Origin of the sequence: Nocardia carnea (genome assembly GCF_029868855.1) — a bacterium.
In the GTDB taxonomy this organism is placed as follows: domain Bacteria; phylum Actinomycetota; class Actinomycetes; order Mycobacteriales; family Mycobacteriaceae; genus Nocardia; species Nocardia carnea_A.
The window spans coordinates 1-21,478 of sequence record NZ_JARWOV010000252.1 but is presented as its reverse complement, the minus strand read 5'-3'; the positions used below and the strand labels follow the sequence as shown (position 1 = coordinate 21,478).

The 21,478-nt window shown below is 66.0% G+C and carries 19 protein-coding genes and 1 pseudogene; 15 read left to right on the top strand and 5 right to left on the bottom strand.

The features are described from left to right. The coding region (locus QH195_RS26330; protein WP_280437384.1) for a protein kinase family protein at positions 1 to 961 on the bottom strand (961 nt) is incomplete at its 3' end. A 590-nt stretch (positions 962 to 1,551) separates the two neighbouring features. Here QH195_RS26330 and QH195_RS26325 point away from each other — a divergent pair. From QH195_RS26325 to QH195_RS26305, 5 genes and pseudogenes are all read left to right on the top strand, one after another. Then, positions 1,552 to 2,622: a cytochrome P450 gene (locus QH195_RS26325; protein ID WP_280437383.1), complete on the top strand. Its 1,071-nt coding sequence runs from the start codon at positions 1,552 to 1,554 to the stop codon at positions 2,620 to 2,622. Between the two features lie 195 nt (positions 2,623 to 2,817). Then, positions 2,818 to 4,461: a flavin-containing monooxygenase gene (locus QH195_RS26320; protein WP_280437382.1), complete on the top strand. Its 1,644-nt coding sequence runs from the start codon at positions 2,818 to 2,820 to the stop codon at positions 4,459 to 4,461. A 345-nt stretch (positions 4,462 to 4,806) separates the two neighbouring features. Continuing rightward, positions 4,807 to 5,001: pseudogene (locus tag QH195_RS26315) on the top strand (DUF3556 domain-containing protein); the annotation flags it as partial. A 193-nt stretch (positions 5,002 to 5,194) separates the two neighbouring features. After that, a complete protein-coding gene (locus QH195_RS26310) occupies positions 5,195 to 6,526 on the top strand; it encodes a PucR family transcriptional regulator (protein WP_280437381.1) in 1,332 nt (443 codons plus the stop codon). Between the two features lie 262 nt (positions 6,527 to 6,788). Next, positions 6,789 to 7,622 (top strand): methyltransferase domain-containing protein, encoded by an 834-nt coding sequence (locus QH195_RS26305; protein WP_280425074.1) that lies wholly within the window; start codon positions 6,789 to 6,791, stop codon positions 7,620 to 7,622. A 519-nt stretch (positions 7,623 to 8,141) separates the two neighbouring features. Here the strand turns inward: QH195_RS26305 and QH195_RS26300 are convergent. After that, entirely contained in the window at positions 8,142 to 9,374 is a 1,233-nt protein-coding gene (locus tag QH195_RS26300; protein WP_280437380.1) for an alpha/beta hydrolase, read from the bottom strand. Between the two features lie 531 nt (positions 9,375 to 9,905). Between QH195_RS26300 and QH195_RS26295 the strand changes: the two genes are divergently transcribed. The 6 genes from QH195_RS26295 to QH195_RS26270 are packed head-to-tail and all read left to right on the top strand — an operon-like array spanning position 9,906 to position 16,094. Further along, positions 9,906 to 11,006, top strand: coding sequence for a radical SAM protein (locus tag QH195_RS26295; RefSeq protein ID WP_280437379.1), 1,101 nt, complete (start codon positions 9,906 to 9,908; stop codon positions 11,004 to 11,006). Next, the gene (locus tag QH195_RS26290) at positions 10,996 to 12,249 is read left to right on the top strand and encodes an ATP-grasp domain-containing protein (protein WP_280437378.1); all 1,254 of its coding nucleotides are present in this window, start codon (positions 10,996 to 10,998) and stop codon (positions 12,247 to 12,249) included. The genes QH195_RS26295 and QH195_RS26290 overlap by 11 nt, the downstream gene beginning before the upstream one ends. Next, positions 12,237 to 13,523 (top strand): ATP-grasp domain-containing protein, encoded by a 1,287-nt coding sequence (locus QH195_RS26285; protein WP_280437377.1) that lies wholly within the window; start codon positions 12,237 to 12,239, stop codon positions 13,521 to 13,523. Before QH195_RS26290 ends, QH195_RS26285 begins: the two co-directional genes overlap by 13 nt. 6 nt (positions 13,524 to 13,529) lie before the next feature. Continuing rightward, positions 13,530 to 14,318 carry an SDR family oxidoreductase gene (locus QH195_RS26280; RefSeq protein ID WP_280437376.1) on the top strand — a complete coding sequence of 263 codons (789 nt, stop codon included), beginning with the start codon at positions 13,530 to 13,532 and terminating at the stop codon, positions 14,316 to 14,318. Beyond that, complete coding sequence (locus QH195_RS26275; protein WP_280437375.1) at positions 14,305 to 14,883, top strand: histidine phosphatase family protein; 579 nt, start codon at positions 14,305 to 14,307, stop codon at positions 14,881 to 14,883. The genes QH195_RS26280 and QH195_RS26275 overlap by 14 nt, the downstream gene beginning before the upstream one ends. Beyond that, on the top strand, positions 14,880 to 16,094 hold the full coding sequence (locus QH195_RS26270; protein ID WP_280437374.1) for an MFS transporter: 1,215 nt from the start codon (positions 14,880 to 14,882) through the stop codon (positions 16,092 to 16,094). Before QH195_RS26275 ends, QH195_RS26270 begins: the two co-directional genes overlap by 4 nt. Positions 16,095 to 16,162: 68 nt before the next feature. Here QH195_RS26270 and QH195_RS26265 read toward each other — a convergent pair whose 3' ends face one another. Then, positions 16,163 to 16,675, bottom strand: coding sequence for a CAP family protein (locus QH195_RS26265; RefSeq protein WP_280437373.1), 513 nt, complete (start codon positions 16,673 to 16,675; stop codon positions 16,163 to 16,165). Between the two features lie 352 nt (positions 16,676 to 17,027). Here QH195_RS26265 and QH195_RS26260 point away from each other — a divergent pair, with 352 nt between their 5' ends. The 4 genes from QH195_RS26260 to QH195_RS26245 all read left to right on the top strand — a co-directional run bounded on the left by QH195_RS26260 (position 17,028) and on the right by QH195_RS26245 (position 19,833). Continuing rightward, positions 17,028 to 17,831 (top strand): phosphotransferase family protein, encoded by an 804-nt coding sequence (locus QH195_RS26260; RefSeq protein ID WP_280437372.1) that lies wholly within the window; start codon positions 17,028 to 17,030, stop codon positions 17,829 to 17,831. A gap of 179 nt (positions 17,832 to 18,010) precedes the next feature. Continuing rightward, positions 18,011 to 18,532, top strand: coding sequence for a pyridoxamine 5'-phosphate oxidase family protein (locus QH195_RS26255; RefSeq protein ID WP_280425084.1), 522 nt, complete (start codon positions 18,011 to 18,013; stop codon positions 18,530 to 18,532). After that, a complete protein-coding gene (locus tag QH195_RS26250) occupies positions 18,517 to 19,626 on the top strand; it encodes a serine hydrolase domain-containing protein (RefSeq protein WP_280437371.1) in 1,110 nt (369 codons plus the stop codon). The genes QH195_RS26255 and QH195_RS26250 overlap by 16 nt, the downstream gene beginning before the upstream one ends. 72 nt (positions 19,627 to 19,698) lie before the next feature. Continuing rightward, complete coding sequence (locus tag QH195_RS26245) at positions 19,699 to 19,833, top strand: helix-turn-helix domain-containing protein (protein ID WP_280437370.1); 135 nt, start codon at positions 19,699 to 19,701, stop codon at positions 19,831 to 19,833. 47 nt (positions 19,834 to 19,880) lie between these two features. Here QH195_RS26245 and QH195_RS26240 read toward each other — a convergent pair whose 3' ends face one another. Together QH195_RS26240 and QH195_RS26235 are read right to left on the bottom strand one after the other, a co-directional pair. Then, positions 19,881 to 20,414 (bottom strand): hypothetical protein, encoded by a 534-nt coding sequence (locus QH195_RS26240; protein WP_280437369.1) that lies wholly within the window; start codon positions 20,412 to 20,414, stop codon positions 19,881 to 19,883. A gap of 61 nt (positions 20,415 to 20,475) precedes the next feature. Next, a complete protein-coding gene (locus QH195_RS26235; protein WP_280437368.1) occupies positions 20,476 to 20,811 on the bottom strand; it encodes a hypothetical protein in 336 nt (111 codons plus the stop codon). Positions 20,812 to 21,478: the final 667 nt, after the last annotated feature.

Genomic DNA, 21,478 nt, shown 5'->3' with positions numbered 1-21,478 from the left:
ATGCGCCCACCATCCCGGCGCCAAACTCCCGGCCCCCCCGCCGCCGCCCGAACCGGGCGGTTATCAACCAGTCCACCAGGTCGGCCGCGGCGTCGCCGCGCTCGTAGCTCTGGTTCCGGTCGAAGAACGCGGCCTGCGCCGGCGAGAGGTCGAACCCGGAGGAGAGAGCGAGGCCGTAGTCGGCGAAGTAGAGGTGTCGACCGTCGGTCAAAATGTTCTCGAAGTGTGCGTCGAGGTGCAGCAGCCCACGGCTGTTCATGAACGCGATACCGGCGCCCAGTTCCCGCTCCACCATGACGCAGGCCCGGCCGGTGGCCTCGCCACCTGCCTCGATCCGGTCGTTCAGCCACTCGTGCAGGTTCTGTGGGATGTACTCCAGGAACAGCGCGATGCTTGCCGAAGAGTCCCGGAGGGCCTCGATTCGGTGGCGTACCTGGGGCCGGCCGTCCCAGTAGGCGACGGCGCGGTCGAGGTCGGCGAGCTCCCCGGGTAGCGGCGTCGTGTCCGGTAGCACCCGCCAGTGGTACATCAGCGGGAAGCCGTCGTGTTCGGCGGCGAGCACCCAGTTCGTCGTCATGGCGTGCACGGCGAGCTCGCGCCAGGCCCCGAAGCCCGGCGCGCCGATGAGGCCGACGCCGTACTGGCAGAAGAGCGGCAGGTCGAACAGGTTCGCCGTCGACCGGACGTGCTCCGGCTGCCGTTCCAGGTCGGTGAGGGGCACTCGTTTCACGAAGACCGGGATTCCGGCGACCTCCAGCAGCGCGGACTTCCCGCCGATACCGGCGCCGATCGGCGCGGCCGCATCCACGAGCTCGCGCAACGCGTGATCGCTGTGCAGCGCCAGGGCCGTCGAGACAACGCTGTGGGAATGCAGACGCGTCGGGCGCGAGATATTGCGGGTCTTCGCCGCATCAGGCGAGCAGGACGTCACTGCGTCGGGGGAGTTCGCTGGGGCATCCACGTGGGCGCCGACCTCGATTCGGTCGTGGCCACGCGCTTGTGCCGGTGGCCTCCGGAGCGGGCAGGAGGTCGGTTCGGGGACGCGCCCGATGGCTTGTCCCCCGGAACCGCGCTCCACGTTACGCCACCCGTGAGCCGCCGATCGCGTGGTCGGCGGTCCGTGACCAACATGTGAATCGTGCCCGGCTGACAACCGAATGCCCATGCCGGATCTCGGTCCTTCGATTCGCGACGCGAGGCGAACGGACTCGGCCTCAGCAAAAAACAAGCAACAAGCTCCCGTGCTGGTTTCTCTAAAAACGTTGTACTGCTACGAATTACGGTACAGTCGCCTAACGTGCCGACACACCGAATGCCAGGCCGTCCCCCAGCAGGCATAGAGGGACAGAACCCGCTTCCGCTCGCGAGGGTCACGCGTTGAGCAATACAGATCCGGGTTTGCAGAGGGAATCCCCGATCGCATACGGATCCCCAAGACCCGCCGACTCACTTGTTCGGCTGGACGCCCCGTCGTTCGCGGCCGACCCGCACCGCGTCTACGAGAGCATGCGACGCCACGGCTCCTTGGTACCGATCGAGCTTGCTCACGGTGTGCCGGCGACACTCGTGATCGGCTACCAGGTGGCCGTGCACATCCTGAACGACGAGACCCATTTCCCCGCCGATTCCCGCCGATGGGAGAAGAACGCCTCCCCGGACTGCCCGCTGGTGCCGATGCTGGGCTATCGCCCCAACGCGCTGCGAACCGCAGGGGCGGAACACGAGCGGTACCGGCGCACCATCATCGCCGCGCTGGAAACCGTCGACCTGCACAAGGTGCACGACGCGGTCGCGCGGGCTGCCGAGGCACTGGTCAATACCTTCTGCGTCCGTGGTACCGCCGACCTGCGAATGGATTACGCGTATCCCCTTACCTTCCGGGTCCTGAGCGAACTGCTGGGTTTTCCCGAAGACGCCGCGGCCGCGGCTTACGAGGGGATGGCCGCGATGCTGGAGGGAGTCGGCGCCGAGGAAGGGCAGCAGCGTTTCGTCGAAGCCCTGATCGGAGTTGTCCAGCAGAAGCAGGCCGAGCCGGGCGACGATCTGACCTCCGAGCTGCTGAAGCATCCGGACGGGCTCGATCTCATGGAGATGGTGAATCAGGCGGCGCTGCTGTTCTCGATGGGCACGGAGCCGACCTGCAATCTCATCCTCAACGCATTGCTGCTGTTGATGACCGACGAGCAGTACGGCGGCGAGGTCATCAGCGGCGCCGTGGCCACCCGGGACGCCATCGATGCCGTGCTGTTCGAGGACCCGCCGCTGGCGAACTGGTGCGTGAGCTACCCCATACAGCCGCAACTCGTCGGCGATACATGGCTGCCGGCCGACCAACCGGTGGTCATCAGCTTGGCCGCGTGCAACAACGACCCGGTGGTGCGGGGTGACCGCGGAGGCAACCGGTCGCACCTGGCGTGGGGAGCCGGTCCGCACGCCTGCCCGGCGCAGTCCCTCGCCCTGACGATCGCTTCGCAGGGTATCGACCTGCTGCTCGACGCCCTGCCGGATATCCGTTCGCAAGTATCCGTGCAGGAACTGGATTGGCGGCCGGGGCAGTTCCATCGCGCATTGGCGGCACTACCGGTCCGATTTCCGGCGTGCCCGCCGATGCGTCTCGCCTGAGGCCGAGGCGGAGTTGTCCGACGAGCAGCAGCATGAGGGAGGGCAAGAATTTCTGCGGCGGCACCGCATATGACATCCGACCACCACCTCACACCCCGCTCTTCCCTCGATCAGGTAACTGCCGGCCCGGCACGCAGTCGAACCGAACCACTGTCCGGGCATCCCACGGCGACTCATTGAAAGGCAGGCCCCACGATGACAACGACCTCGGAGCACTCCGCATTCTCGACCGGGCAGGAGGCTCGCGAGATCGACGCAGTCGTCGTCGGAGCGGGTTTCGCCGGCCTCCACATGCTGCACAGGTTGCGCGAACTCGGTCTCTCGGTGCAGGTGTACGAAGCCGGTGACGGGCTCGGCGGCACCTGGTACTGGAACCGCTATCCGGGCGCACGCGTCGACGTGAAGAGCGTGTACTACAACTACTCCTTCGACCCGGACCTCGAACAGGAGTGGGAGTGGACGGAGAAGTATCCGGCGCAGCCGGAGTTGCTCCGCTACATCGACCACGTCGCGGATCGCTTCGATCTGCGTAAGGACGTGCAATTGCGGACGCGGGTCACCGCCGCGGTGTACGACGAGTCGGCGGCGCGGTGGCGGATCACGACCGACCGGGGCGATATCGTCTCGGCGCGGTTCGCGATCATGGCGACAGGCTGCCTGTCGGTGGCGAAGATGGTAGAAGTTCCGGGTATCGAGACGTTCCGGGGCCGCAGCTTCCACACCGGCAACTGGCCGGAACAGGAGGTGGACTTCACCGGCCGGCGGGTTGCGGTGATCGGCACCGGTTCCTCCGGAGTGCAGGTCATCCCGCTCGTCGCCGAAGCGGCCGAGCAACTCACCGTGTTCCAGCGGACCGCGAACTATGTTCTGCCCGCCCGCAATCACCCGATCGATCCCGAATTCCAGCGCGGGATCAAATCACGCTACCGCGAGGTGCGCAAGGCGAACCGGGAATCGTCGTTCGGCATCGCGCAGCCCGCGGCCACCAAGGGGGCGCTCGAGGTGAGCGAGGATGAGCGGAATGCTTTCTACCGCAAGGTATGGGCCGACAAGGACAGCGAACTCGTGAGCATGATGGTCGGATTCACCGATACGCTCTCCGACGAGGCGTCCAACGAGACCGCCGCCCAGTTCATCCGCGACCGGATCGCCGAGATCGTGACGGATCCGGCTGTCGCCCGGCTACTTCAGCCCGTCGGCTTCTTCGGCGTCAAGCGCCCGGTCCTGGGGACGGACTATTACGAGACCTTCAATCGCCCCAATGTCCGATTGGTGGACGTTCGAGCGACCCCGCTCACCGAGGTCACCGCGTCCGGGCTCGAGACGACGCAGGAGAGTTTCGAGTTCGACGACATCATCTACGCCACCGGATACGACGCGATGACCGGCGCGCTGGACGCGATCGACATCCGCGGCCGGGGTGGTGCGTCGCTGCGGGAGAAATGGGCCGCCGGGCCCGTCACCTACCTCGGTCTCTCCGTTGCGGGCTTTCCGAACCTCTTCACGCTCACGGGCCCGGGTAGCCCCTCGGTCCTGTCCAACATGCTGGTGTCCATCGAGCAGCATGTCGACTGGGTCGCGGACGCCATCGAAGCGATGCGATCCAAGGGTGTCACGACCATGGAGGCCGAAGCCGACGCGGAGCAGGAATGGACCCGGCACGTCGGCGAAGCAGGCGATATGACGCTTTATCCGAAGGTCGACTCCTGGTACGTGGGGTCGAATGTGCCCGGCAAGCCGAGGGTGATGTACGCCTACATCGGGGGCGTCGGGGCCTATCGCGAAAAATGCGACCAGGTCGCCGCCGACGATTACGAAGGTTTCACTCTGGCGCAGTGACGAGGCACTGCCGGTGCCGGTCTACGCGTTCAGCCGAGCGTTCGACGAGCACGCTCGGGAGCGGATCTCGAGTTCACTCCTGTGCTCGTCGACGTGAACGGTGACGGCACGCACGGGCGGGGTCGAGGCTGTCGAAACGGCAGATATTCCGCGTCGGTATGCCCGCAACTACGCGGTTGATCGGTCGAGGTAGCGGTCCGGCAATGAACTGCTCGATGCGACTTCGTCGAGAATATCGTTGCCCACGACAAGCGTTCCCACCTGGGCTGAGCCGGTTGTGCACCTTTCACAACGAATCGCCGAAAGTATGTCTCTACCGGCTGTTCTGGATGACCGGTCGGCTGACTAGCATCGTCCACGACCGGCACCGCGTCACGCCGTCGTATCGATCGAATCACCCTCCCCGGCGGCTGGTGGAACGAAGCCATCGTCTATCGGAAGCTGCTGTTGTGGACGATCCTGCTGGAGATACTCGGGTTCGCCGGATCCTGGGGTCCGCTCGCCGGACATTTCAAGCCGATGACCGGCGGTATCCGGTATTTACCGAACGGTCCCATCCCACTCGGGGTGGAGTGGGTCCTGGCCACCGGGGCGCCGCAGGTGCCGTCCGAACCGGTCGATCCTCAGGAAGCCTCCGTGGCCGCACCCTTACCCACTGGCACCGAGGCCACGGCTTGACGACTGCGGTATTCGCGAAGACCGAGGCGCCCGTGGAAAAGAAGGTACGTATCCGATGACTCTCCCAGAGAAACCAGCTTCTCAGCGCAAGTCGGCGCGGGTGCCTGCCACCGCCGATTCCGAGGTGGTCGCCGTCATCGCCGAGATCGCACACACGCTGCAATCGCGCGAACGCCAGATCAGCGAGGCGATGAGCGCCCTCATGGCGCGTGAGATCGACCATCTCGACGACGACCCACGCCTGGTGGATATGCTCGAAGCCAGCGTGCGCGGCAATGTGGCCACCGTGATCGACGTCCTGGCCAACGATATTCCCGTCGAGCATCTCCAGCCCACCACCGCCGCCGTCGAATACGCGCTGCGGCTGGCCCAACGCGAGGTTCCCTCGAATTCTCTGGTCCGTGCCTATCACATGGGACAGCACGAGATGCTGCGCCTCTGCTACGGCGAAATCGGACACCGCGCACTGCCCGCGGCGCTGTCCCTGGCGGTGCTCGAGCGACTCACCGAGATCATCTACCGCTACATCGATTGGATCACGGGTTACGTCTTCGAGGCCTACGAGACCGAGCGCACACGCTGGATGAACGCCCGCGGCAGTGTGCGTTCGTCCACTGTGCACGAGATTCTTTCCACCGACAGGCCCGATATCGCCGCCTTCGAACACGAGACCGGGTATCGGCTGCGCCAGGAGCATCTGGCGCTCATCCTGTGGCGTGAGGGGCCGGACGAGGCGAGCACACTGAACCTGTTGGATGCCCGGGTGCGCACCATCGGCCGGTCCCTGTCGGCCGGGGGTTCGCCGATCGTCACGGCCATCGACCGCCGGACGGTCTGGGCGTGGTTGCCGTTCGGTAGGCGACGGCCGGACGTCACCGTATCCGACTCGAGCGCGGCGACCACCAACTCCGAAGGTATCCGGGTCGCGGCCGGGTTGCCGGGTCACGGCCCGGCCGGATTCCGGCGCTCACATCAACAGGCCCGCGCCGCCTATTCCGTCGTCACTGTGCCGGGCGCACCGGTCTTGTCCTCCGCGGTGGGTTTCGGCGATCCGGGGGTCGCGGTTGTTTCCCTGCTGGCCAAGGACCTACCTGGCGCCCGGGTATGGATACAGGAGGTCCTCGGCGCGCTCGCCGAGGACACGGAGCAGGCGGCGACGCTGCGTCACACGCTGAGCACCTACTACGCGACCGGCGAAAGTCATGTGCAGACAGCCCAGACACTGACCCTGCATCGCAATACGGTGAAATATCGCATCACCAAGGCAGTCGAGGCGACCCGCACCGGCCCGGGCCCGCACGGAAAACTCGATATCGCACTGGCACTGCAGGCGTGCCGTCTCCTCGGCACAAGCGTCCTGTGCCGGCCGTCCGAGATTTCCGCCTGACTTCACGCGGAGACCTGCTCGGCGACCCGCTCGTGTGGCGCAGCGAATATCACCGACAGCGAGACTGTGCCGACGCGCCTCGGCTTCGCGCGCTGGATATCCGGGCAGGAGACACCATGAGCGCCCTGACAGTGGCCGGCTTCGTAATCGCGATCGGACTACCACTATTGGTGATCGCCGCGACCATCTGGTGGCCGCCCTGATGCCGGCACAGGAGGACCTGGTTCATCGTACGTGACCGACATATTCCGGAGGTTCACTGTTGCCCGCTCGCGGAGTCGCCTTACTTCTTCTGGTCAAAAAAAGGATAGAGAATATCGTCCACAATTCGGCGACCATTCACTCTCGGGATATCGACCGAACGGGCGGCGTTGTCAGTTGGCTCGGTAAAACTGTTCCGGACGTTGATTCGGACAGTGCACGGCTCTTGGACAGAAACAACCGGACGATCGAGGCATATGACAGGAATATCGACGTGTACCTCGCGAAAACACCGGCGGTAGTGGAGCCGGATCCGGCACAGCACAGCCCCGGAGGATGGCTCAACGTGTATGCCGAATCGCTGAAACTCAGGGCTGCGCAGAACGGGAGGACTCCCCGGGTGCTGGATCTGGCCAGTGGACCGCGACCGCGCGACGGCCGCGTATACCGGGACCACGGTTTCGAAGTCACCCTGAGTGACGCGTCTCCGCGTAGCGTGGAGATGCTGCGAGAATCCGGCTTCGATGCCAGAGAGATCAATATGATCACGGATGATTTCGGCGGCCCGTGGGATGGAATATCCATCAATGGTGGTGTACCGCATCTCTCCGACGGCCAACTCGACGAGGTGGTCGAAAAAGCTGCGGCGTCACTGGCCGACGGCGGAATACTCGCATACAATTTCAAGCTCGCCGACGATTCGACCGAGTTCGTCGTACATAATGCGATCGTCAATAAGGGGGCAGCGAAGGACTACTATTTGCGATCGGGGGACGCGCTGGCTCCGTGGGAGCTGAGGCACGGCCTGTTTCCATTGATGGCGCCTGTCGTATATCCGAGCGGGGGCACCCACATGTGGGCGTCGAAGATATTGGTCAAGTTACAGCCTCAGTAGTGGCTACCGCGGAGAGAGCCCCGGCCGACGGCGGGCCGGTCACGGATGCGCAATGGTCGCGGGTGCCGGGTTCGATTCCCTTGTGTCACGCAGAAATCCGGGGGTAGAGGCGGATATGCTGAGGTCGCCTTTGATACTTTGCTGGATAGTCAGTCCGTACCCACCGGGCGCCCGGGTGAAGGCCGCCCGCGGCCGTGTATTCCGATCGACCCCGGTCTCCCAGCCCATCTTTCGCCAGCCGGCCGCAACCGAGTCGAAGTGCCGATCGGATTCGTCCGGACCAGCTCCTGCGATCCAGTAGGATATTTCGAAGTAGTGCGGGCCCACGCCCTCGTCGTCATCATCGTCGAAAGGCATGGTTATCCCGTCGTGAAATTGCGCTCGCGGATTCGTTGGATGTTGTAGCGACAACGAGAGTTCGACAGGGAGCACAGCCAAGGTTTCGACCAGACAACCGAACAAGTGCCGCCGCGATTCCGCTTCCGATATTTCACATTCCAAGGCAGCCGCCTCCTCTTCTCATGTCACCAGATGTCCGTGGCCGGTGATGATTCGCCCGATGTTGACCATCGCCTGATTACTGGTGTCCCAGTAGCGATGGTGGTCGTGCGGGTTCCAGCCGAGCGAGGTCCAAGGGCCTCGGTCCGAATCCGTAGTGAACGTTATTCCACCGAAACCCGGGCCGGCGGGGGGCTCTCCGTGAGTTTTCGGCATGAGCCGTATCCAGTCGTGCTCAGCGACTGTGGAGAACACATGTCGCTCGATATCTCCCGGGTCGACCCCGGCCAGTTTCAAGTCGGTAGCATGGTCCACACCCACCCCGAAGCTCCCCAAGAAGACGACGTTGTCGGCTTCCAGTGGCGCGTGTGCGGCAGCATGACCGGCCGTGACGGAGCCGTAGGAATAGCCGAGGACGGTATGGCGGGCAGGCGAGCCTTCGTGCGTTACGCGCAATCCCTCCTGATATCCGCGTAACAGCGGTGCCCCGCTCTGCGCGTGCACCGCCTCGATCGATCTGCTGACGCTGGGTGCCCCTTCGTAACCGGACCACGCGATGATCGACGGGTCGGAATCGGGATCCACAGCCAGCGCCGACTGGCGCAATTTGTCGAGCCGCGCGCCCCCGGTGATGGGATTGGTACCGGCCGGAGCAACGTAGGTCACGACATTCGGTGCGCTGTCCGGATCCCTGGAAGCGATCGCCACCCGGAACCTGGCATCGATCAGCGCAAGATAACGTGGAGGCATCCCCGGTCGTGACTCGAGTGCTCTGGCGATTCTCACGTACTTCTTCGCGGCGTCGGCATCGGATAGCTCGGCAGCCCGGGCCTGTAGCCTGGCCAGCGTCTGCCGATTGTAGTAGTCGCGGTCGACGTGCGGGATCCCGTTCCGGTTACCGAGAAATGGGTCGGTTCGGTACAACACGTCCTTCTCCTGGCGAGACAGATCCGACCACAAGGTGTGGAGTTGTCCGGGGTTATCCGGCAACGCAGTCGAGGGCGAGCGCGTAACAGCGTGGGCACCGGATTCCTCGAGCAGCCGGGCAGTGAGGCGATCACTGTTGCGTAACGCCAGCGCGGCATCCTGAAGGTTCCGGCCGATGCCTCGGTAGACATCGTCGCCGAGATATCCACCGAAATCCCGGAACCCGGCGCCGAGGACGTTCTTGATGTGGTTTAAATGAGCTTGTAGAAGCCACTTCCGATACGACCCCACGACGGCCGCGGGCGCCATCAGCGGTTGAGTGTTCATTGCGGTCGACCGACGCCGAGCACGGTAGCGGAAGAGGCGGCCGGTAGACGTATACGCGACCTGCTACGTGCCTCTGCGACTGCGGCAGTGCTCTCACCGCGGCACCCGCGGTCGCGCCCGCTTCGGCGCTGCCGCTTACCGGCCCACGACTGCGCCGGCCGGCGCGGCACCCGATCGGTCATCACCGCATTATCACCGCCTCGGCCCAGGGCGGTCGCGCGATGGCAAAGAGACCTCGAAATCCTTTCGAGGACTGTGCAGAGTTCACAAATGCGGTCCTGAAGCATGGCCCCGCAGACCGTTTCGTCTCTCGTACCGGATCGCTACCGTCGGCTCCGGAGCTGGGTTCTCGGTCTTCCCATTCCGATTACCCTCCGCGGGTGTCGTTTCGATTCCTTCCTCCGAGGAGGGCGCCACGTAGCCCGAGTCGGTTGTTCCCAACGATGGGAGAGAAGCGGAACCAGACCCGACTGTAGATTTGAGGAATTCTTCGGAATCGACGAAACCCGTTCCAGCAGAAGGTATTTCAGCATGGACACTGATCGCGACATGCAGTTCGACAGGTACCGCAAGTTCCGGGTGGACAACTTCCCGCAGACCGGGCTGGCCGACTACATCCCCACGGATGGTGTGGAAGTCAAGTTCCTCGACGGCTGTAATCGGTCCTGTATCTTCTGCGTCAACGAGGACTTCATCGGCAAACGGTTGAATCCACTCGATACGGAACGGTTCGCGCAGTCGTTGTTCGACTGGATCGACTCGCCCACCGAACCGGAGAAGCCGGAGGCCGTCTACGGCACCGGCGGCGAACCGCTCATGGCACTGGATCTGGTCGAGGATCTCTTCCGTCCACTGGGCGAACGCGGTGTCACGACCCGGCTGGTGACCAATGGCACGCTGCTGAACGAGAAGCGGATAGCGCGGCTGGTTGATATGAAGCTCGCGGGGGTGAAGGTCACCTACAACACTGCCGACGCCAACCGGCTGGCGGCTTTGATGAAGGGCTCGAAATCCGACGACGCGGAGCTGATTCTGCGCAATATCCGACTGGCCAAAGAGGCCGGTCTCTGGGTATTCATCCGAATCGGGCTGGGAAAGCACAACTTCGACGAGGCGCCGAAGATCTATCGCATCATGCGCGAGATCGGCGTCGACGTCGTACAGATCAAGCCGTGGATTCCGTCGGGGCTGGCGGCGACCAATCAGACCGAGCTGAGTCTGAGTCCAGCGCCTCTTTTCGACCGCTTCACCGGAATCATGGAGGAACTGTACGAGGAGATCCAGGAGCCCGGGGGCCCCGAGGTAACCGTCTCCTGCTATCCACCGGCCCGCAATCTGGGATTCACGGTCAAGGATTGCGCCAATGTCGCCAAGATCTACTGTGAGCCCTGTGGCCATGCGCTCGTGTGCAATTTCTCGGATGAATACCTCGGCAGCTGGTTCCCCGAGGACGGCGGCCTGCTCGCCTGCGTCGAACGCCGGCGGGAACTCTATCCCCGGATCATGGACGAGCACGGTGTCGCGTCGTGCCCGGCGCGACTGAACTGGTCGACCCCTACGGGCGTCGTGAACCCAGCGCCCGAATGGAAACCGGCGAACCTGTTGCCGCTCGATATCGTAGGTGCCGATTAAGCCGGTGCCGGAGAAGATTCTGCTGCTCTCCCGCAAGCCCCTCACCGAGCGCCCGCTGCACGAATGGCTCGCGGAGGTCGTGGCCGATACAGTTCTCGTCACCGTGCCCGCGGCGGTGGCGGAGGCACGCGAAGACGTGCTGGCCCGGTTCCTCGATTGGCGGACGGTGCCGAATTACCAATCGTGGTCCACCGAGTGGACGGCCGAGTGCGCGGCACGGGAACATCGGGTCGGTGTCGTCGCCAGTTCGAGCGAGGACGATGTGCTGCGCTGTGCCCGTTTGCGTGACCGGCTCGGACTACCCGGCCAGTCGCCGGTGTCCGCACGCGCCTATCGCGACAAGCTGGTCATGAAAACCGCGGTGGAGGCGGCCGGGCTCAGCGTGCCCCGGCTGCGGGCCATCGACCGGCCCACCGATCTGATCGAGTTCGTCCGGGCCGTGGACCTGCCGGTCGTCGTCAAGCCGCGGCGCGGTTCGGCGTCCATCGGCGTACGCATCCTGCGCACCGGTGCGGAGGTCACCGCGTTCCTGGCCTCGGGAGAACTGCCGGCGGCGCCACAGCGTCCGGGCCGGTGGATGGTGGAGGAATACATTGATGCCCCGTTCTTCCACGTGGACGGAATGATCGTCGACGGCAAGGTCGCGCACTGCTGGCCCAGCCAGTACAACAGCGGAAATGCGGAGGCGGCCCACTCGGGGTCGGAGCTGTCCAGCGTGCTGCTCGCCCCCGACGACCCGCGGACGGCCGTGTTACAACGTTTTTCTGCCGACGTCCACCGTGCTCTTCCCTCGCCGCCGTGTCCGACGAGCTTTCACCTGGAAGCGTGGCTCCCGGAGGGCGGCAGTCCAGTGCTCTGCGAAGTCGCCACCCGTACCGGCGGTGCTCTCGTCGCGGCGACCTACCAGGATGCCTTCGGAGTGCATCTGTCCCGGGAGAACCTGCGTGGACAATGTGGACTCGATCTTGCGCTGGTGCAGCAGCCCGCCGCGCCCCGCCGCGCCGGTGGCTGGATAATTTTCCCGCCCGGACATGGCCGGTTCGCCCCGCCTGCGGGTACCTGCCCGGTCGAGGGAACAGAGCTCGAATTGCAGATGACCCCGGGTACTCTCGCGCAGGGACCCGAATTCGCCGCACATTCGGCGGCGGCTGTGGCGGTGCACGCGGACACAGCCGAGCAGGTACGGGACCGGATCGACGAGACCACTCGATGGTGGGCCGAGGAGTGCGGGTGGCTGAGATGATCCGCCGCCGGCCGCGGAACGACCGCAGACGGGTGGCCGTACTGTCGAAGAAGCCGCTGACCACCCACCGCTACGACCGTTGGCTCGCGGAATCCGGTGCGGAGGCAATCCTTTTCGCGGAGGACAACCCCGCGGCACGCGCTTTTGTGAACGGTGCACAGCACGGCTATCCGACCGCGCCTCGGCTGTTCGCGGATTGGAAGCGCAACCGCGCCGTCGACGAAGCGGTGTCCGCGGAACATGCCCGGCAACCTTTCGACCGGATCGTCGCGCTGAGCGAATGTGATCTGGTCCGGGCCGCCGAACTGCGGGCGCACCTGTCCGTTCCCGGGCAGGACCTCATATCGGCCACTGCGTTCCGGGACAAATCGGTGATGAAATCGCTGGCCGGAAAGGCAGGACTGGCCGTTGCGGACCACCGGCTCGTCGAGTCGTTATCCGATCTCATGGACTTCACCGACGATCACCCCGGCGGCGTGGTGGTAAAGCCGGTGGACGGCTCGGGCGCGGTGGGTGTCACCGTGCTGCACAACCGGGCCGAGGTCGAATCCTGGGTACATACCCGAGCGCTGACAGGTGACGAGTCCGCCGATCTCCTCGTCGAGGAATGGGTGGAGGCGCCGATGCTCTCGGTCGACGGACTGATGCGGGCGGGGCGGATCGAGGCCGTGATGGTCGGCACCTACACCGAAACCTGCCTGCGTTCCCTGGTCGACCTGGTCCCTCACGGCATCCTGCTGCTGGATCCCGGCGATCCGCGCGTGGCCGCCGCCCGCGAATACCTCACCCTGCTATTGGGCGCGCTGCCCGCCGCCGAGGAGACGACGAGCTTCCACTGCGAACTGTTCGATCATCCCCGGCGCGGCCCGATCCTCTGCGAAATCGCCTGCCGCACCGGCGGTGGCAACCTGAACTCGATCGCCCGGGCAGCTCTCGGCATCGACCTGGAACAGGCTTCCTGCCTCGGCCAGGCCGGTTACCCGGTGCCGGTGGCACGCACGGTGCCGGACCCCGGGCGCTGCTACGGCGATATCGTCGTTCCGCGCTCGCCCCGGCTGCTCCCCCGCGGGCTGGAATGCGATCTACCCGGCGTCGTGCGCTTCACCGCAGACCACCGGCCGGGCGATCGGCCGCGCCGGGCCGCGAAGGTGTCAGACTATGCGGTCGACGCGCTGCTCATGGCAGACGACCACGCCGGGGTGCGCCGCGTCTACGACTCCGTCATCGTGTGGCTGGACGAACACCTGCCGCCCAAGTCCGGAAAGGGATGGTGACTCGCGGTGGATCTTCGCCTGGCAGGTCGGGCCTATTACGTGACGGGCGGCAGCCGCGGCATCGGTCGGGCGATCGTCGAACTGCTGCTCGCCGAGGGCGCCTCGGTCAGTACCTGCGCCAGGGACGCCGCCGGCCTGCGTGAGATGAGTGCCGCACAGGCGACAGAGCACCGCGAGCGGCTGGTGACGCACACCGTCGACGTCCAGGACGCGGCAGCGCTGCGCCGGGTCGTGGGGCTGGCCGCGGACCGGTTCGGCCGGCTCGACGGTGTGGTGGCCAATGCGGGTGCCGGCATCTCCGGCGGGGTGCTGGCGACACCGGAGACGGAGTGGCAGAACCAGTTCCAGGTGAAAGTGACATCGGTGCTGAACCTGGTCACGCCCGCGCTGCCCGTGCTCGAGGCTTCCGATGCCGGGCGGGTGGTGGTCGTCAACGGCGTGACGGCCCATGCTCCCGAGGTGAACATGGCCGCCGTCAGCGCGGCCCGGGCGGCCGTGGCCAATCTGGCTCGGTCACTCGCCGTGGAGCTGGCCCCGTCCGGGATACTCGTCAACACGATCAGCCTCGGTGCGATAGCGACCGATCGCCAGCGCGCCCGCTACGAAGCCTCCGGAACCACCGAGGCGTTCGCGGACTGGTGCGCATCCGAGGCAACCCGTCGTGGCGTGCTACTCGGCCGTCTCGGGACGCCACAAGAGGTGGCGCCCGTTGCCGCGCTGCTGCTTTCGCCGCTCTGCTCGTATGTCACCGGGAGCTCCATCGATGTATCGGGTGGCTCGGGTGGCCGCACCTGACTGGGAGATCGTCATCGTGCGGCACGGAGCCACCGAGTGGTCGCATACAGGGCGGTTCAGCGGGCATATGGACATCCCGCTGTCGGCCGCCGGGCGAGCCCAGACAGCCGAACTCGGCCGGCGGCTGCGGCACCCACAGCCGGAGATCATCCTCAGCAGTGACCTGCGCCGGGCACGGCAGACCGCAGAGGCCATAGCTACCGGCGCTCGGATCGATCCCCGGCAGATAGTGATCAGCCGAGATCTGCGGGAAGAGTTCCTCGGATCCTGGGAAGGCCGCACCCGGGCCGAGGTGGCCATCGCCAGCCCGGCGGGGTTCGCCCGGTGGCGATCCGGTGACGTCGGCTCGTTCGACGGCAGGGAGGGCCTGGTAGCGGTAGCGAGCCGGGCCGTTCCCGTCCTGTTCGCGCACACCACGGAACCACCCCGGTTCAGCGGGCGGCTGGTGGTGGTCACACACGCCAACACGACCTTGGCGCTCATCGGCTCGCTCACGGGTGTTCGATACGAGCTATGGGCGGATCTGCCCTGCCCGGCGCCGGCGCAGGCCGTGGTGCTGGGGTGAGCATCGCGGTGGACCGGCCGGAAGGCCCCGCCCGAACGCTGATGTGGGCGATTCTGATCACCGCAGTCGGGAATGGGCTGTACCTCGCCGGACTTGTGCTCTTCCTGACGCGATCGGTGGGGCTGTCCGCGACCAGCGTGGGAATCGGCCTGTCCATCGCCGGCCTGCTCGGACTCGGCGCGGGTCCCGCCGTGGGCCATCTCGCGGACCGTATCGGCGCTCGCCGGATATACCTGGTCACGCTCACTGTCGAAGCGGTGGCCACCGGCGCTCTCGTTCTGGTCCGGGATTTCGCCGCATTCGTCGTCGTGGCGATCATGGTCAGCATTGCCGAGCAGGGCAGCCGGGCGGTGCGAGGCGCGCTGATAGCCGAAATCGGCGGCCGGGCCCGAGCCCGACTGCGCGGCTATCTGCGGTCGGTCACCAATATCGGGGTGGCGGTGGGCGCCGCCGGTGCCGGGCTGGCCATCCAGCAAGACACGCACACAGCGTATGTCACGCTGATCCTCGCCGACGCCGCCAGTTTCCTGCTCGCCGCGCTGGCGATCGCGCGCATTCCACCGCGGCCTCCGATGCCCGAAGCCGCCCGCGACCGCGAAAGCCACCGCGGGGGAGCAGATTTCCCCTACCTCGGCGTCACCGGGGTGTACGGTCTGCTGTCGCTACAGTATCCGGTGCTCACGGTGGCGCTGCCGCTCTGGATCGTCACGCACACCACGGCTCCGGCCTGGCTGGTCTCCCCGCTACTACTGACGAACACCCTGCTGGTCATCTTCCTGCAGGTGCGTGCGGGCCGCGGCGTCGAGTCGGTCGCCGACGGAGCGCGGATCACGCGCCGGGCAGCTGTTCTCCTGGCATTCGCGTGCCTCCTGTTCTCCGTGAGCGCCGTGGGGTCACCGATCGTCGCATGTCTGGTGCTGACGGTCGCGGTAATCGTGCACACGCTGGGCGAAATCGGCCAGGCAGCCGGCGAATTCGAACTGAGCTTCGCCCTGGCACCGGACCACGCGCAGGGTCGCTACCAGGGCATATTCGGTATGGGAACTGGTGTCTTCGTGGCCGCGGCCCCGGCACTGCTCGGTGTACTCTGCATCGATTGGGGACAGCCCGGGTGGATCGTGCTCGGCGGGATTCTCGTGGCCGCGGGGCTCACCGTCGGGCCGGCGGCGCGCTGGGCGCAACGCGATAGCCCACACGCTGTGGAGGCATGAGACCCGTAGGTCCGACCGAAGCGCGGCGGCCCCGGTCACGTCGCGCCACGACGAAGCCGGTTGAATGGCTACGGACGCTGCACGTTCTCCCGGAAATGCTCGTTGTTGTCACCGGTCGTATTGCCCGCCGGGTTGTACTGCGCGACGACATACTGCCCACCTTTTCCGCCGATGTTGCAGGCGACTCCGACACCGAGTCTCGTGCTGGCCTTCCACACCACTTGGGTGAAATGCCCGGTCTCGGACGAAAACCCCGCCGGGGTGTCGAAGTCGTAGTCCTTGATCTCGTCGTACCAGGCCTTCGTCGCCGAGACCCCGGTGTGCCGTCCGCCCCACATGGCAGCGAGGTTCTCACCGTTGCCCGAACCTCGCGAGTGCTCGAATATCTGCGAATCGGCCAGATGCTCGGCCCACCGCTGGGCCGAGGCCGTCACCGCCGAATCGAGCACCATTTCCGGCGCGCCGTGTATTGCCCGGTACTGGTTGTGGGCATCGAGCATGTCCTGCGCGAATGCCGCCCCGCCGCAGGTGGAGTCCACTCCGGCGGTGGCCTCCCCCGTTCCGCCGAGAGCGGCAGCCACAAGTACAGCGAGACAAGCCGACAGAATCCGTCCACGACGCATTGCATCTCCCGGGAAGTAAGCGAGACGAGCAGGAAGCGAAACCGATGAGCGAACACAGCGCCGCTGGGAAACCGTTGAGGCACTGAATTGTTCGGTGATCAACCTACACCGGGATCAACGACTTCGGGCCCTTGTCCGAAGAGCTGCGCCTGTCACACCGCGGCACCGCGGATCGTTCGTCTCCAGCCGGACACCCGGTCGATCGGAATCGGCATCGCTGCGCCTTCGAGGCTTTCGCGGCAACGCCAGTCCGATCATTGCTCTCCGAAAATCCGGCGACCGTCGGTGCGACTTCCCCGATAATGGCGACGTGAAAGGGCCAGGGGTGGAGGTCGTCGTCGCCCATCACGGGTGCGCGACGCTGCGCGTGGGCGATGTTTTCCTGAAGGTCGACGCCGATCAGGCGCGCACCGATGTCGAGGTCGACGCGATGGAAAGGGCGCCGATCCCGACCCCGGAGATCCGGTGGCGCCGACCGCCCGTGCTCGCACTCGCCGCCCTCCCTGGTGCGGCACTCGGCCGCCTCGGCGAGCCGTCGACCGCGTCACCGGCTGCATGGGCCGCGGCAGGTGCCGCTGTACGGATGCTGCAAGACGCGCCGCTGCCGCCGCGGCCGGGTCGCGGCATCGACGAACTGGCCGCGGAACTCGATACCGAATGCGCGTGGCTCACCACGAACGGCGTTCTTCCCGCCGACGTGATCACCCGCAACCGCCGGCTTGCCGAGGCTGCACTCCGGCCGTGGACGCCGGTGTTCACGCACGGCGATCTGCAGGTCGCCCATGTGTTCGTCGACGGTGACGTGGTCACCGGTGTGATCGACTGGTCCGAGGCAGCCCAGGGTGATGTCCTGTACGACCTCGCCACCTTGACGCTCGGCCACCCGGAACGTCTCGGCGACGTCGCCGCCGGCTACGGAGCCGCCGTCGACCTCGACGTGATCCGCGCATGGTGGTCGTTGCGCAGCCTGCGGGGAGTCCGCTGGCTGGTCGAGCACGGGTTCGACCCGGACGCGCCGGGATGCGAGATCGACGTATTGAGAACTCAGGCGAAGCGCGACCGAGCCGTGGCAGAGCCGACTGTGCGCGGGAGTTCTGAACCTTCCGGCGCCTGATACGGGTTACGCCGAAGGGCTTGCCGGTCCCCCGGGCTGACCGATGAGTTTCCCGGCGAGCGCGCGTCATATATAGGGAGCCACGCCGGTCTGCAGGTCGGCGTGAAGGTCGGCTTGCTGTCACGGTTCGCACCGGTGCCGGTCGATCGACCGAGCCCGTTGACCCCGGAGGATGTGATATGTCGGACAGTGAACCGGATGTTGTGCTGGGACCGTTCTCGTCTCCGGACGCACAGGCGACGCCATGGGCGTCGACTGCGGCGGTCCTCGGGGCGGCGGAGGTGTTCTGGCTTTCCACGGTGCGCCCGGACGGGCGTCCCCATGTGACGCCGTTGCTGGCGGCGTGGAGTCTGGGTGGAATCTGCTTCACCACCGGTGGTCAGGAGCGCAAGGCGGTCAATCTCGACCACAATCCGCACTGTGTGCTGACAACCGGTACGAACGCTTTGACCGGTGTGGACGTCGTTATCGAGGGTGTGGCATCCGTCGTGGACGAGCGCTCCGAGCGTGCCCAGGCTGCCACGGACTTCGAACGGAAGTACGGAACGCATCTGACCGATCCCGGCGGCAGCTGGTATCGGTTGGGTGAGGCGGTCGTCACCGGTGATGTCAGGCTGTATCGAGTAGCACCGACTGTCGGATTCGCGTTCGGCAAGCTACCGACCTCCAGCCAGACTCGCTACACGTGGCCGAACCGGTGACGATGGCCGCATTGCAGCAGCAGGTCCAGGGCGCCATCGACGAACTCGTCGCCACCGGCGCCGAAACCGGCGTGCAGATTGCCGTGTACCGGCACAGCGAACTTGTCGTCGACGCCGTCGCCGGGGTCGCCGACACCGCGACCGGGCGACCGGTGACGCCGGAGACTCCGTTCTTCAGCTTCTCCTCCGGCAAGACCATGGCGGCGCTGATCGCTCACCTGCTCGTCCGGACGGGCGCAGTCGGATACGACACGCCGGTGGTCGAAGTGTGGCCGGAGTTCGCTGCCCACGGCAAAGAGTCCGCGACTCTGCGACACGTACTCACACACACTGTCGGTGTACCGGCCATGCCTCGCGATATCGGACCTGCCGACCTCACCGACTGGACGCGTATCTGCGCCGCGATCGCCGACGCCGAACCACTGTGGCGCCCCGGGAGCGCGACGGGATATCACTCGTTCACCTTCGGCTTTCTCATCGGCGAGATCGCGCGCCGGGCCACCGGCAAACCGATGCGGCAACTCCTTCACGAATGGGTCGCCGCACCTCTGGGCCTGGACGGCGACCTGTACTTCGCTGTGCCCCGAACCGACCTGCCGCGGCTGGCACGACTCGAAGACGCCGGGCCACGCCCGTCCGCCGCACCCGGCAGCGACACCGTTCTCGCGCCCTGGGAAATGCAACCGACCGCGGCCATGGGCAACAGTCACGAGATCCTGCAAGCGGATATCCCATCGGTCGCCACCTTCACCGCACGAGGAATCGCCGCCGCGAATGCCGCGCTCCTCGACGGCCGGCTCATCGACTCTCGTCAGCTCACCGAGGTCACTACCGTGGCCTTCGAGGGCACCGACCAGGTCTTCGGCAACCCCGCGCGACTGGCCCTGGGCTATCCGCTCGGCCGCCTCGGCACGCCGCCGGATGAGTCCACGACCGCGTTCGGCTGGGTCGGTGGGGGCGGCAGCTACGTCTATGCCGACACCGCGACCGGCCTCTCCTTCGCCATGACCAAAACCCGTCTCACCCCGAACTTCGACACCGCCCAGCGACTCGCCGACCTGACCGCGGCTGAATACACCCCACCTGCGTGGTAGCCGCCGGCCGAGTACGGGCCGAGCAGCGGGAACGGCCGGGGCGGTAGCACCCGGCATCTGTCGCGAATCGAAGTGCTCGAGCGCGGGGAAATCGTCCGCGTACTCACCGACCATCAGGGCACCATGAGCCAGGCGGCCGCCGAACTCGGGATGAGCCGGGCAACGTTGTTCCGCAAGCTGTCCCAGTACGGCATCTCGCAGCGGTGAGCAGTGGCCGATGGGGGCCCATCGGCCACGCGTAGGTTTCGGTGCGGTCAGGGGACTAACACTTCGGCTGTTGCCGGAACACCCGGCCGGTCGGTGCGCAGGGTGAGCGCGACCCGTCCCGGGCCCGAATCCACGTGCAGGTAGAACGGCCGGGAACTCGTGTGGCCCGCGGGGATGAAATGGCTCACCGAACCGCTTCGGCCGGTGTCTAGGTTGCGCCAGTCGACGATCGCTGTGACGTCACAAGCCAGCAGGGTGGGCGCGAAATTGCCCAGTGGGGAGAAGCCCTGCGTGATCCGCAGTTCGACGGAATGGGCGGTCCCCGGAAAGACGTGGTACTGCGACAGGGGCCCGTCGTAGGCGACTCCGGCGGCACTCAGCATGCCGACGCAGACACCGTTGCCCAGCGTCCACGCCGGAGCCGTCCGGACCTCGTTGGTGGCACAGGTCCGGGGCCCGACATTCGACACCCCGAGCTGGCAGGGATCGGCGGCGCCGGCGGCGCCCGGCGCCGCAACCGCCATCGCCGCACCGACAAGTCCGGCAGCTGCGGTCGTGACCAATTTCCGTGCGATCGTCATGCACGGATGATCGTGCGCCGTCCGGGGGTCATTACATTCGCGCCGCGGCCGGCGCGACTGTTCATCCCACTGCGGTGACGGTCCATCGGGCCAGCTCGGCTTCGTAAGACGGCGTCCCGTCCCAAGGATTGTTCCGGAAACTCTGATCGCGGAGATATTCGTGGTATTTCACGGGATACGAATTGACAACCCTCAACTCGTCCGTGAGCGGACCGATCTCACTGCCCTTCCACAACTGCGCGATACGGGTGGCGACAGGACGTAGATCATCCGGGTTCGCCGCCGTGGGGACATCTACGCCTATATAAAACGCCCGCCAGCTGTCAGGACGCCCGTAGCTTGTCACCGGACTGACCACCGTCACGCAAGCTCCGGCCGGAAGTTTCGCTGTTGTCACAGCAGTCTTCAGTTCCTCGAAACCCGGGGCGCCGACATCCCAGACATTCGGTGCAGGGCAATCTTCGGGCACGGCTGTCGCCGAGGTCGATGACGCACTCGGCTCCGCCGCCGGAGAAGTCGATGCTCCGGTCGGCTGCGCCACTGGATCCACCGAACCTTCGGAACCACAACCCGTCAGCACAGCCACACCGACGGCAGCGACCATCCAACGGTACCCGGGATGAACCATCGAGATCGTCATTCCTCCCCATTCCGACCGGCCCGGTCGAGACATCCATTGCCTCGGTGGACCCATAACCCGGCACGGAACCGTATCCGACTCAGTGGGGTCCGACACTACCGGCCACAGTGTCCATGGGTAGCCCCAACTCTCGGGGGCCCGACACTCGTCCATGCGGCCCGCGCCCGGAGGGCACGGTGATGTCGCGATCCCGCCGGCGCCGCAACCGGCCGGTTCGTCGCGTCGGCCGATGCGAATAACTGCCGTCGGTATTGCGCTCGCGCGCGGGCCGGCCGGGTACATGGCGGGCCCGGGCACCGGTCGCCGGCCAGCCGGCCGATCCCGGACATCGACGACGAGAAGGGGGCAGCCAACGTTGTTTGACGCCCCAGCTGTTGAGTGTAAGTGATACGTCGGTAAGCATGCGGCGGCACCCCACGGGGGG